The organism is Streptomyces sp. A01 (genome assembly GCF_059026195.1).
This window is the reverse complement of the sequence record NZ_JBWLKN010000014.1, coordinates 16,657-29,509: the sequence shown is the minus strand read 5'-3', so window position 1 is coordinate 29,509 and position 12,853 is coordinate 16,657. Positions and strand designations below refer to the sequence as shown.

Sequence of the window (12,853 nt, the reverse complement as noted above, 5' to 3'; positions counted from 1 at the left end):
CGGTTCCCCCTGTGACCAGCGCTGCGTGGGCCACGCGACCGCCCGCGTCGCCGCCCGGCGCGCCACACGGCGCTCGCTCGCCTTCGCCCGCCAGGTCGTCAGCGCGGTGGCGGCGGGGGAGGCACTCGCCGACCCCGCGACGGTCCGCGCCCACGCGCGCGCCGTACTCGACGCCGTCGGCGTACGGGTCGACTACGACGGTGGCCCACTGAGCGCGCCGGGACCGGCCGCGCCGGGGACGCTGATCGTGGCCAACCACATCTCCTGGCTCGACGTCGTCGCCCTCCTCGCTGTGGAACCCGTGACCATGCTCGCCAAGCGCGAGGTGGCCGACTGGCCGGTCATCGGCCCCCTCACACGCCGCGTGGGCACCCGCTTCATCGACCGGGGCAATATGCGCGCGCTGCCCGCAACGGTGCGCGAGATCGCCACCCTCCTCCGCGACGGGCGCTCCGTGATGGTCTTCCCGCAGGGAGTCACCTGGTGCGCGGGGGCGAGCGGCGACTTCCGCAGGGCCACCTTCCAGGCGGCGATCGACGCGGGAGCGCCCGTACGGCCGGTGACCCTCGGCTACTCCCAGCACCAGAACCCCACCACGGTCACCGCCTTCGTAGGCGACGACGACTTCGGCAGCTCACTGCGCCGCGTTCTGACCGCCGACGCGGTGACGGTCCGCGTCCGCGCCCACCGGCTGATCTGGCCGCACGACGGAGCGCGGGACCGCCGGGTCCTCGCCGCACTGGCACGCGACACGGTGCGCGGGGCGCACAGTGTGCCCGATGCCGCTCTCGCGGGTCGGGCGGACGCTGTACGTGGCGTACACGCGCCGCTCAGCTCGGCCCCGGCTGGAGACGGCGAAGCCGTCCGGGGCCAGGGTCCCGGACGGCCCGGCGCGGGCGAGGGGGCTGCGCGGCGGGCGCACGCCAGGTGACGGGGCGCCCGCCGGGTCAGGTGCCGCGCGCGGCCCTGTCCATCGCGTCGGCCAGGCTGCGCGGCCGCATGTCCGTCCAGTGCTCCTCGACGTAGTCCACGCACGCCTGGTGACTGTCCGCCGGGAGCGCCACGCTCCAGCCCGCGGGCACCTCGTGGCGGGGAGCAGATGTGGGGGCAGCTGCTTCTTGAGGTGTTCGCGGAGTGCGGAGATGAGGGCGGCGGTGGTCCGCGTGGTGGTGGGGGTGTTGGTGAGCGCGCCGGGGTTGTGACGGACGCGGGCCGGGCAGTAGGTCCCGGTGTACGCGGTCGCCGCGTGGCCCGCGGGGATCAGGACGGCGTCGAAGGCGTCGAGGGCGTGGTCGTTCCACGTGGTGAGGGCCTGGTAACCGTGCTCGGCTGCCCATACGTGCACCGCTTGCGGATCGACGGCGGTGGCGTCATCCGCTGTGAGGACCCGGCGGATCTGTTCGATCGGCGCGTTGTCACCGGCGGCTTTCCACGCGGCGACTTCGGCGGTGAGTCGTTTGTTGGGGATTCCGGTGATGCGGAAGGGGCCGTTGTTGGTTTGGGTGAGGTGGGTGAGTCTGGTGTGGAGTGGTGTTGGGGTGGTGTTGTGGGTGTTCCAGGGGTGGGTGGGGAGGTGGTTGAGGGGGGTGGTTTGGTGGGGTGTTTTGTGGATGATGGTGTTGTAGCGGTGGCGGGTGAGTTCGTTGTGTGTGGTGCCGTGTTTGAGGCGGATGTCGATGCCGGTGGTGTGGGGGTTTTGTTGGGTGTAGGTGGTGAAGTAGGTGGGGTGGATGAGGAGTTCTTCTTCGTTGAGGAGGGTTTGTTGGGTGGTGTGGTGGAGGGTGTTGGTGTGGGGGGCGGTGGGTGTGTGGATGGCGTTGTGGAGGGTGTGGTGGGTGGCGTGGTGGCGGATGTCGCCGATGATGAGGCGGCCGCCGGGGGTGAGGTGGTGGATGGCTTGGTTGAGGACGTTGGTGAGGTAGTGGTGGTGGGGGAAGTACTGGATGACGGAGTTGAGGATGATGGTGTCGAAGTAGTCGGTGGGGATGCCGGTGAAGTCATGGGCGGGCTGGCAGCGGACCTGGACATGCGCCCAGTTGTTGCGCTCAGTTTGTGTGGTGAGGTACTTGGCGGAGGCCGGGGAGAGGTCGGTGGCCCAGTAGGACTCGACGGTGGGTCCCAAAGGCGCGAGGAGAAGCCCTGAGCCCGCTCCGATTTCCAGGATGTGTTGCGGCCGGTGTTCCTGAATGAGGTCGACGGTGGCTCGGCGCCATTCCTCCATCTCGCCGAGGGGGAGGGGCTGCCCGGTGTACGAGCTGTTCCAGCCGTGGAAATCGCTGCCGAATGAGGAGGTGGCAGCCATCTCGTCATAGACGGCGTTGTAGATGTTCCGCCATTCCTCGACGTGGTCGTCTTCCTGGTCGCCATTGGCTGCGAACTCATGGGTGACGGGGACGATGTACGCGGCGAGTTGGGCGCCTTGGACGTCTCGGGTGCCTAAGGTGTCGTGGATGTCGCTGTCGTCGGGCTGGTGGATGGTGACGACGGCTTGTGCTACTCCGGGATGAGCGATGAGTGCGGCCTGGATTTCGGCGGGTTCGATGCGGAAGCCGCGGATTTTGACCTGGTTGTCGGTGCGGCCGAGGTATTCGAGGTGTCCGTTGTGGTTCCAGCGGACGAGGTCGCCGGTGCGGTATATGCGTGAGCCGGGTGGCCCATACGGGTTGGCGACGAAGCGGCCTGCGGTCTGTGCGGGGCGGTGGAGGTAGCCGCGGGCGAGGCTGGGCCCCGCTGCGTAGAGCTCGCCGGGTGTTCCGATGGGGACGAGTTGCAGGGTGGTGTCGAGGACGTAGGCGTGGGTGGTGGGGATGGGGGTGCCGATTGGCGTGTGGTTGTCGGTCAGGGGTGTGCTGGTGGTGGCGCAAACGGTGGTTTCGGTGGGGCCGTAGGCGTTGAGGAGGGTGCGGCCGGGTGCCCAGTGTTTGGCGAGGTGGGGTGGTAGGGCTTCGCCCGCCAGGGTCAGGCTGCGCAGTTCGGTGAGTGTTTCGGCGGTGTGTGGGGGGAGGGTGGCCAGGACGGAGGGGGGCAGGGTGGCGTGGGTGATGTGTTGTTCGCTGAGGATCTGGGCGAGTTCGTCTCCGGCCGGGCGGTCTTGGTTGGGGATGACGAGGGTGGCGCCGGTGGTGAGGGCCATGACGAGTTCCCATACGGCGGCGTCGAAGCTGGGTGAGGCGAACTGGAGCACTCGGGCGCCGGTGCCGGGGGTGAGGCGTTGGGTGTGGGTGGTGTGGAGGCCTGCCATGCCGGAGTGGGTGACGGCGACGCCTTTGGGGTGGCCGGTGGAGCCGGAGGTGTAGATGACGTATGCGGTGTTGGCGGGGGTGAGCGCCGTCACCGGGTCGTTGTCGGACTGGTTCTGCCATGCGGCTGCCGTCTCCTCCTCGTCGATGAGGACGAGCGGGGTTGTGAGTTCGCCGGGCAGTTGGGTGGTGGTGTCGGTGGTGGTGAGGATGAAGGCGGGTTGGGCGTCGGTGGCGAGGTAGCTGATGCGCTCGCTGGGGTATGTGGGGTCGATGGGGAGGTAGGTGGCGCCCGCTTTGAGGATGCCCAGGATGACCGCGACGTAGTGGGGTGAGCTGGACATGGCGACGCCGACCAGTTGCTCGGGTCCTGCGCCGTGGCTGATGAGCCAGTGGGCGATGCGGTTGGCCCGGGTGTTGAGCTCGGCGTAGGTCCAGGAGGTATCGCCGCATTGGACGGCCGGTGCCGATGGGGTTGCCTCGGCCTGGGCCCGGAACAGCTCGGGCAGTGTTACTTCTGCCAGTACCTGGTCGTCGCGCCCGTAGTCGGTGAGGAGTTGGTTCCGTTCGGTCGGGGTGAGGAGGTCGGGGTTGCCGATGCGCTGCGACGGGTCGGTGACGAGGGCGTGCATGAGGCGTGTCCAGCGGCCGATGAACGCCTGGACCGTTTCCCGGTCGTACAGGGCCGTCGCGTACTCGGCCCGGATCGTCAGGCCGGCGGGCGCGTCGGTGGCGTCCTTGTTCTCGCGCAGGCTGAGGAAGAGGTCGAAGCGGGACGCCTTGAGGTCGACGACTTCGGTACGTACCTGGAGTCCGGGGAGGTCGAACCGCCAGTCCTCCGTGTTCTGCAGCACCAGCGCGATCTGGAACATCGGGCGGTGCGCGGCGGACCGCTCGGGGTTGAGCTTCTCCACCAGGGTGTCGAAGGGGATGTCCTGGTGGGTGTACGCGGCCAGGCTGGTCTCGCGCACCCGCGCCAGCAGTTCGGCGAACGTCGGGTCGCCGGAGGTGTCGGTGCGCAGGACGAGGGTGTTGACGAAGAAGCCGACCAGCTCATTGAGACTGTCGTCCATGCGGCCCGCGACGCCGGCGCCTACCGGAATGTCCGTTCCGGCGCCGAGCCGGGTGAGGAGGGTGGCCATGGCGGCCTGGAGGACCATGTGGACCGTGGCGCCGGAGGCGCGGGCGAGTTCGGTGGCGCTCTTGTGCAGCTCCGCGTCCAGGGTGAACCAGGCGACATCACCGGCGTGTGAGATGACCGCCGGGCGCGGCCTGTCGGTGGGCGCTGTGACGTGTTCGGCGAGACCGGCGAGCTGCTTGGCCCAGTACGCGTGCTGCTGGGCGAGCAGGCTCCGCGGGTCGTTCTCGTCTCCGAGGAGTTCGCGCTGCCACAGGGTGTAGTCCGCGTACTGCACCGCGAGCGGCGGCCACTGCGGTTCCGTGCCGGTGCGGCGAGCGGCGTACGCGGTGATGAGGTCCTTGGCGAGCGGGCCGAGCGACCAGCCGTCGGCGGCGATGTGGTGGAGCACCAGCGTCAGTACGGCGTCGGTCGGTCCGGTGACGAGAAGCCGCGCGCGCAGCGGGAGTTCGCTCGCGAGGTCGAAGGTGTAGCGTGCCGCCTCATCGATCGCCTCGGGCAGCTCCGTCTCGCTGACGTGCCGCACGGCGAACTTCGTGCGCGCCTGCGCCGGGTCGAGAATGTGCTGGTACGGGCCGTCGGTGGTCTCGGGGAATGTGGTGCGCAGCGTCTCGTGCCGGGTGATGACGTCGCTCAGGGCCGCTGTGAGTGCTGTTTGGTCGAGTTCGCCGGTCAGCCGGAGGGCGAACGGCATGTTGTAGGTGCTGGAGGGGCCTTCGAGCTTGTGCAGGAACCACAGGCGCTGCTGCGCTGAGGAGAGGGGCAGACGGCTGGGCCGGGCGGCGGGTGCGAGAGGGACGCGGGTGTGGGGGCGGGTGTGGGTGAGTTGGGGGCTGAGGGTGGCGACGCTGGGGAACTCGAAGAGCAGCCGCAGGGGCGCTTCGACGCCGAGGGTGGTGCGGATGCGGCTGATGAGCTTGGTGGCGAGGAGGGAGTGGCCGCCGAGGTGGAAGAAGTTGTCGCCGATGGCGACCCTGGGCACGCCCAGCGTCTCGGCGAAGAGCGCGCAGAGGATTTCCTCTTGTGGGGTGCGCGGCGCACGGCCCGTCGCGGCGTCCGCCGAGAAGTCGGGTGCGGGCAGCGCCTTGTAGTCGGTTTTCCCGTTGTGGGTCAGCGGGATGCCGTCGATGGCGGTGACGCAGGCCGGGACCATGTAGCCCGGTAGCCGCCGGCGCAGCGCCTCGCTTACCTGGGCGGCGGAGAAGCCGTCGGCACGGGCGGGCACGACGTAGGCGACCAGCCGGGTGTCACCCCGTTCGTCGTGGTGGGTGGTGACGACGGCCTGGGCGACCTCCGGCAGCGCGAGCAGCGCGGCCTGGATCTCGCCGGGTTCGACGCGGAAGCCGCGGATTTTGACTTGGTCGTCGGTGCGGCCGAGGTAGTCGAGTTGTCCGTCGTGGTTCCAGCGGACGAGGTCGCCGGTGCGGTACATGCGTGAGCCGGGCGGCCCGTACGGCGACGAAGCGGCCCGAGGTCAGCCCTGGGCGGCGCAGGTAGCCGCGGGTCATGCCAGGGCCGCAGATGTACAGCTCGCCCGCGGTGCCCGCGGGGAGCAGGTGGAGCCGCGGGTTGAGGACGTAGAGTTGGGTGTTGAGCAGCGGGTAGCCGATGGGCGCCCGGCCGTCGGTCAGTTGGCGGCTGATAGTGGCGGCGACGGTGGTCTCGGTCGGCCCGTAGAGGTTGACCATGCGCCGGTCGGCGGCCCACGGGGCGACCAGTTCGGGTGGGCAGGCTTCGGCTCCGACGATCAGGCTGCGGAATCCGGTGAGGATGCGCGGGGCGTCGGCGGGCAGGGTGGCCAGGACCGATGGCGGGATGAAGGCGTGGGTGATCCGCTGTTCGGCCAGGACGGCGGCCAGCTCCTCCCCGGCGAGCCGTTGCTGCCGGGGGATGACGAGGGTGGCGCCCGCGGTGGTGGTCAGCATGTATTCGAGCACCGAGGCGTCGAAGCTGATGGACGACAGTTGCAGGATGCGGCTGTCGGCATCGGCCGCGGAGCGCCGGACCAGTGATTCACCGAGCCCCGCGAGGCCGGAGTGGGTGACCGAGACGCCCTTGGGGTGGCCCGTGGAGCCGGATGTGTAGATCACGTATGCCAGGTGCTGCGGCGTGACGGCGGTGCCATGGCGGTCGGCGTCGGCCGGGTTGCTCTCGGCGCACCGCCCCCAGGCGGCAGCGGTCTCCGGCGCGTCGCTGACGACAAGCCCGGTACCCAGCTCGGTACCCAGGTCGGCTGGCAGCTCGCCCGCCGTGTCCGATGTGGCGAGTACGAGCGCGGGTGCGGCGTCGGCGATGAGGTAGGCGATGCGCTCGGCCGGGTACGCGGGGTCGATGGGCAGATACGCGGCACCCGATTTCAGCACGCCCAGGATCACAGCGACCTGTTCGGCGGAGCGCGGCATCGCCACGCCCACCAGTTGCTCAGGGGCGACGCCCCGGCTGATGAGCCAGTGCGCGATCCGGTTGGCCCGCCCGTTCAACTCCGCGTAGGACCACGGTCCGTCGCCGTCGCCGTCGCTGACGGCCGGGGCGTGGGGGTGCTGGGCGGCCCTGGCCTCGAAGAGGGTGGGGAGCGTGGCTTCGGCGACAGTGGGGTCGGTGGGCGTCCAGTCGGTGAGGACCTGCCGTCGCTCCTCGGTGGTGATCAGCTCCACCGCGCCGATGCGCTGGCCGGGATCGGCTACCACCGCGCGCAGCAGCCGCTCCCAGCGGGAGGCGAGCGTGGCGATGGTGTCCCCGTCGTAGAGGCTGGTGGCGTACTCCGCCCGGACCTCCACCCCATCGGGGGAGCGGCCGTTGCCGAACGTCTCACTGACGCTGAGGAAGAGGTCGAATCGCGAGGTCGCCGTCGGCACCATCTCCGAGCGTGCCCGCAGTCCCGGCAGGTCGAAGCGCGCCTCCTCGTTGTTCTGCAGGACCAGCGCGATCTGGAACAGCGGGTGGTACGCGGGTGAACGCTCGGGGTTGAGCCGTTCCACCAGATGGTCGAACGGGATGTCCTGGTGGGTGTAGGCGGCGAGGCTGGTCTCGCGCACCTGGGAGAGCACGTCGGCGAACGTCGGGTCGCCCGAGGTGTCGGTGCGCAGCACCAGCATGTTGACGAAGAACCCGACCAGCTCTTCCAGGTCTTCCTCGGTCCGCCCCGCGACACCGCTGCCGACGGGGATGTCGGTCCCCGCGCCGAGCCGGGTGAGCAGCGTCGCCATCGCCGCTTGCAGCACCATGAAGACGGTGGTGCCGGTGGATCGGGCCAGCTCGGTGATGCCCCGGTGCAGGTCGGCGTCCAGCGAGAAGTCGAGGGTGGCACCGGCGTACGAGATGACCGCGGGCCGTGGCCGGTCGGTGGGGACGGTGACCTGCTCGGGCAGATCGGCGAGCTGGTCGGCCCAGTACGCGAACTGCTCGGCGAACAGGCTCCGCGGGTCGTCCTCATCGCCGAGAAGCCCGCGCTGCCACAGGGTGTAGTCCGCGTACTGCACGGGGAGCGGGGACCATGGCGGGTCGGTGCGTGTCCTACGGGCGGTGTACGCGGCGACGATGTCCCTGGCGAGCGGTCCGACGGACCAGCCGTCGGCGGCGATGTGATGCAGCACGAGAACCAGCACCGCGTCCGACGGGCCAGTGGTGAACAGCCATGCCCTGACCGGCATTTCCGTGGCGATGTCGAACGCGTAGCGCGCCACCTCGTCAATCGCGTCGGCCAGCTCGTCCGCGCCGGCCTCCGTCGCCGGTACGCGAAGGCGGGCCTGCGCCGCGTCGAGGATGTGCTGGTACGGGCCCTCGGCGTGCTCGGGGAATGTGGTGCGGAGCGTTTCATGGCGGGCGATGACGTCGTTCAGCGCGTCTTCGAGGGCTTGGCGGTCGAGTTCGCCGGTGAGCCGCAGGGCGAACGGCATGTTGTACGTGGCCGAAGGGCCCTCGAGTTTGTGCAGGAACCACAGGCGCTGCTGCGCGTACGAAAGGGGGAGCACCGAGGGCCGGGGGGCGGGGACGAGGGCGGCCCGGGTGTTCTGGTCGGTGAGTCGGTCGGTGAGTCGGTCGGTGAGTTGGGGGAGGAGAGTGGCGACGGTGGGTGCTTCGAAGAGAAGGCGAAGAGGGACGTCGGCGCCCAGGGTGGTACGCACGCGGCTGATGAGTTTCGTGCCCAGCAGCGAATGGCCGCCGAGGTCGAAGAAATTGTCATCAAGGGAGACATGCGGTAATCCCAGGATTTCCGCGAAGAGCCCGCAGAGAATTCCCTCCTGCCTGGTACGCGGCGCGCGGCCCGTACCGTTGGGAGAATGGTCGGGTGCGGGGAGTGCCCGGTAGTCGATTTTTCCGTTGTGCGTGAGCGGAATGTCATCGATGGAGATGATGTTCGACGGGACCATATAGTCGGGAAGTTGCCGCCGCAGGGCTTCACGCGCGTCGGACGCGGAGAAGTCACCGTTGATGGACGGCACCGCATAGGCGATAAGCCGCGCATCGCCCGCTGTTCCCTGGTAGGTGGTGACAATGGCATGGGCGACGTCGGGAAGTGCGGTGAGCGCGGCTTGGATTTCGCCGAGTTCGATGCGGAAGCCGCGAATTTTGACTTGGTCGTCGGTGCGGCCGAGGTAGTCGAGTTGTCCGTCGTGGTTCCAGCGGACGAGGTCGCCGGTGCGGTACATGCGTGAGCCGGGCGGCCCGTACGGGTTGGCGACGAAGCGGCCGGCGGTCTGTGCGGGGCGGTGGAGGTAGCCGCGGGTCATGCCAGGGCCGCAGATGTACAGCTCACCCGTGGCGTCGGGAGCGACGAGCTGCAAACGGTCGTCCAGGACGTAGAGGCGGGTGTTGGGCAGGGGGCGGCCGATGGGCGCGCAGCCGTCGCTCAGGGGGCGGCTGATGGTGGCGGCGACGGTGGTCTCGGTCGGCCCGTAGAGGTTGATCATGCGCCGGCCGGCGGACCACGGCGTGACCAGCTCCGGCGGGCATGCCTCGGCACCGACGATGACCGTGCGCAGCCCGGTGAGGGTCTCCGGCGAGCCATCGGGAAGGGTGGCGAGGACAGAGGGCGGGATGAAGGCGTGGGTGATGCGCTGCTCGGCGATGGTCTGGGTGAGCTCACCTCCGGCCAGACGCTGTTGCGCGGGGATGACGAGGGTGGCGCCCACGTCGAAGGCCATCATGTATTCGAGGACCGAGGCGTCGAAGCTGATCGAGGACAGCTGGAGGATGCGGCTTCCGGTGTCGGTCCTGGCGCGCTCGGTGAGCGCCGCCCCCAGCCCGGCCAGCCCCGCGTGGGTCACGGAGACGCCCTTGGGGCGGCCGGTGGAACCGGACGTGTGGATCACGTAGGCGAGGTGCCGAGGGGTGAGTGGCACGCCCCCGCGCCGGTCGGAGTCGGTGGGGTCGGTGCGCGCGCACGCGTCCCACGCCGCCGCGGTCTCCGCCGCGTCGGTGGCGATGGGGTGCACTGCCTGGTCCGGCGGCAGGCCGCCGCTCGCATCCGTGGTGGTGAGGACGAGGGTGGGTTTCGCGTCGGCGATGAGGTAACCGATGCGCTCGGCGGGGTAGGCCGGGTCGATCGGCAGATAGGCGGCTCCGGACTTGAGGATGCCGAGGATGATCGCGACCTGCCGCGCTGAGCGCGGCATGGCCACGCCGACCAGCTGCTCCGGGCCGAGGCCCTGCCCGATGAGCCAGTGCGCGATCTGGTTCGCCCGCTCGTTCAGCGCGTCATACGACCAGGTGTGGTGCGCGTCGGAGACCGCTGGCGCGTGCGGATGCCTGAACACCCGCTCTTGGAACAACTCCGGCAACGTGCCCTCGGCGATCTCCTGGCTCACCTGCCACCCGGTGAGCAGGAGTTCCCGTTCTTCTGCGGTGGGCGCTTTCGCCGCAGCGTAGTTCCGCTGGATGGAGGAATCGTCGGCAGAGGAATCGGCAGCAGGGAACTGATCGACAGTGGTCATGAGAACTCCATGAGAGAGGCAAATGGCACACGGAAGCTGTGCGGGAATTATTCGCTGGCTATCACGTCGGCTGTCCGCACCGACGGGCGAGATTCCATACGCCGGTCAATGCGGCGTGACAGCATGCTGGAGCCCCCGTCAGCAGTGCTTGCCCTGCCCCTCGTCAACTGCGGCTCAATCTTCATCAGGTCATGGGACGGGCCTGCCGACATCGTCGCTATCGCATCGAAGAGATGTCAACCAGCGTTGTGAGGATAGGGGTTTAAGGGGTGGTGGCTGGAAAGCTTTCATGCCCGGACACAAAAGACTGGGGGTTTTCGAATCAACCCGGAAAAGCTCCACGGCAGTCGGCGGGGAAACTGGCGGCGCGTCAGGCGGAAAGGCCGGGCCGCGCCGTCCGGACTCGGGGCCGACCGGCCTCTTCCGCCGGTTCCGCCGCGCTGGGCGGGACGCGTACGGGGCGCTCACGCTGCTGTTCGCAGGCTGACGACCAGGAACAGCGCGGGCGGAGAACGCGGATATGGGAAAGAGGGGGGAGCCCTTGACCCCTGGAGCGCGGTCGGGGTGACCCCTAAATCCCCCTCCGGAGAAGGGCGTTGGCGAGTACATCGGCACGTCCGGGCCCCGGGGGTGGGGGCGTGGGCGACGTGAAGGCGGCGGTTGCCGGATCTGTCGTGCGACCGGCGTCCTCCATCACGCCTGGCCCGCGCCTGTGCGCGGTTTCTCCGCGCTGGGCGCGCTCGGCCCGCCCTGCCACCGCGCCACGCTTCTCAGACCCGGTTGGGGGCACTTGGTGCCCTGACCGGCCGCGTCAGCTGCCGGTCCAGTGGTCGGCCAGCGCCACGAGGTCGTCAAGGGCGGCCTGCACGCGCCCATGGTCTCCGGCCATCAGGTAGTCGATCTGCAGGCCCGCGTACGCCGCGTTGAGAAGGGTGGCCCTGCGCTCGGCGACATCGGCGGGAACACCGTGGACCCGCAGGGCCTCAGCGACGAAGCGGGCGCGCTCGGCGAGCATCGCGGGCACATGGGTTCCGGGCAGCCGCCCGCCCGCCGCCAGGCCCTCGATCTCATGGAGCAGGCGAATCACCGGAAGGTGTTCCTCCGTCAAGTGCCAGTCCCAGGAGGCGCGGATGACGGCACCCAGACTGCGGCCCTCGGCCCACCCGGGCAGGGCGCTGAGCCGGTCGCGCTGGTGCTCGTCCAGGCGCACGAGGACGGCGTCGATCAGCTCGTTCTTGTCCTTGAAGTGATGGGTGAGCACCCGTGTGCTGTGGCCGAGGGCCTCGGCGAGGGGGCGCATCGACAGCTGGGCGAGACCGTGCTCGGCGAGGTACGTGATGATCGCGTCCAGCAGCTCGGTGCGGCGCTGTGGGTCGCGGGGCCTGGCCATGAGCGGCACTCCTCGGTGAGGTCGGCGGACGGGCGCTCCGCCCCGTTGCGCCGTGACCTCCTCGGTGCCGCACGGCCGCCTGCCAAGGGCGGAGCATCGCAGCCACCCTATGCGCCGTATCGCGCGTACTGAGGGGGGTGGAGCGTAAGAACGCGCAGCGGGTCGGTGGTGCGGGAAGGCAGCCGCTCGGAGACGGTCGCTTGCAGGTAAAGGAAACGATCGTTACCTTAATGGTGCTGGTGCTGGTGCTGGTGCCGTCGCCGTCGCGGTCGCGGACATCGAGCGTGAGGACGAGCGTGAGGAAAGGAGCCCGGTCGTGCTCGTCGCATCGTCCGTGCTGATCCGTGGCCGCCGCCTCAGCTACGTCGACGCGGGCGGGCCGGGTCAGCCGGTGCTCGCACTCCATGGCCACTTCGGAAGGGCCCGGATGTTTCTGGCCCTGGCGGCGGCTCTCGCGCCCCGGTACCGGGTCATCGCCCTCGAACAGCGAGGGCATGGGCGCAGTGCTGATACCGAGGCCGACGGGGGTGACTTCAGTCGTGGCGCGTACATCGCCGACGCCGCGGCCTTCCTGCGGCAACTCGGTCCGGGGCCCGTGCCGGTGATCGGGCACTCGATGGGCGGCCTCACCGCCTTTCAGCTCGCCGCCGGTCATCCGGAGCTGGTCAGTGCCCTGATCGTCGAAGAGGGCGGAGCCTCCAACAAGAAGCCGGAGATCCCGCACCCGGTCCTCGACGTCAGCCGATGGCCTCGGCGCGCCGACACCCTCGCCGGGCTGCGGCGTGCGGTGGAGGAGTGGGGCATCCCGGACGCCGCCTACTTCTTGGAGAGCGCGGTCGAGTATCCGGACGGCTGGGGGTTCCTCTTCGATCTGCGCGCGATGATGGACTCGCAGGAGGCGGCGGTGGGCGACTGGTGGCAGGACTGGCTCGGCTCCTCCTGTCCCGCACTGCTCCTGCACGGTACGGAGAGCTTCGTCCTCCCGACGCCGATGGCCGAGGAGATGGCGGAACGGCGACCTCGGACGAGGCTGCGGCAGTTCGCGGGCTGCGGTCACTGGGTCCATGCCGATGATCCGGCCGGGTTCGCGCGCGCCGTCGGCGACTTCCTGGACTCCCGGACTCGGTGAGGGGCGCCTGAGCCGTGTTGGGGC

General features: G+C 69.6%; 4 protein-coding genes and 2 pseudogenes. 2 read left to right on the top strand and 4 right to left on the bottom strand.

Annotation, left to right across the window (positions count from 1 at the left end):
* The first annotated feature begins 25 nt into the window (after positions 1 to 25).
* Positions 26 to 931 carry a lysophospholipid acyltransferase family protein gene (locus tag AC5P1B_RS19960; RefSeq protein ID WP_493888665.1) on the top strand — a complete coding sequence of 302 codons (906 nt, stop codon included), beginning with the start codon at positions 26 to 28 and terminating at the stop codon, positions 929 to 931.
* 16 nt (positions 932 to 947) lie between these two features.
* Here the strand turns inward: AC5P1B_RS19960 and AC5P1B_RS19955 are convergent.
* The 4 genes and pseudogenes from AC5P1B_RS19955 to AC5P1B_RS19940 form a co-directional block, all read right to left on the bottom strand.
* A pseudogene (locus tag AC5P1B_RS19955) lies at positions 948 to 1,085 on the bottom strand (MbtH family NRPS accessory protein); the annotation flags it as partial.
* Between the two features lie 716 nt (positions 1,086 to 1,801).
* A pseudogene (locus AC5P1B_RS19950) lies at positions 1,802 to 5,677 on the bottom strand (amino acid adenylation domain-containing protein); the annotation flags it as partial.
* Positions 5,625 to 10,310 carry an amino acid adenylation domain-containing protein gene (locus AC5P1B_RS19945; RefSeq protein ID WP_493888664.1) on the bottom strand — a complete coding sequence of 1,562 codons (4,686 nt, stop codon included), beginning with the start codon at positions 10,308 to 10,310 and terminating at the stop codon, positions 5,625 to 5,627. The gene AC5P1B_RS19945 and the pseudogene AC5P1B_RS19950, both read right to left, overlap by 53 nt.
* Before the next feature lie 811 nt (positions 10,311 to 11,121).
* A complete protein-coding gene (locus AC5P1B_RS19940; RefSeq protein ID WP_493888663.1) occupies positions 11,122 to 11,700 on the bottom strand; it encodes a TetR/AcrR family transcriptional regulator in 579 nt (192 codons plus the stop codon).
* A gap of 316 nt (positions 11,701 to 12,016) precedes the next feature.
* Here AC5P1B_RS19940 and AC5P1B_RS19935 point away from each other — a divergent pair, with 316 nt between their 5' ends.
* Complete coding sequence (locus AC5P1B_RS19935; protein WP_493888662.1) at positions 12,017 to 12,829, top strand: alpha/beta fold hydrolase; 813 nt, start codon at positions 12,017 to 12,019, stop codon at positions 12,827 to 12,829.
* The last annotated feature ends 24 nt before the right edge of the window (positions 12,830 to 12,853 follow it).

Bases quoted from the DNA above. Each gene is read 5' to 3' on its own strand.
- AC5P1B_RS19945 (WP_493888664.1), bottom strand. From the start codon at position 10,310: ATGACCACTGTCGATCAGTTCCCTGCTGCCGATTCCTCTGCCGACGAT.
- AC5P1B_RS19940 (WP_493888663.1), bottom strand. From the start codon at position 11,700: ATGGCCAGGCCCCGCGACCCACAGCGCCGCACCGAGCTGCTGGACGCG.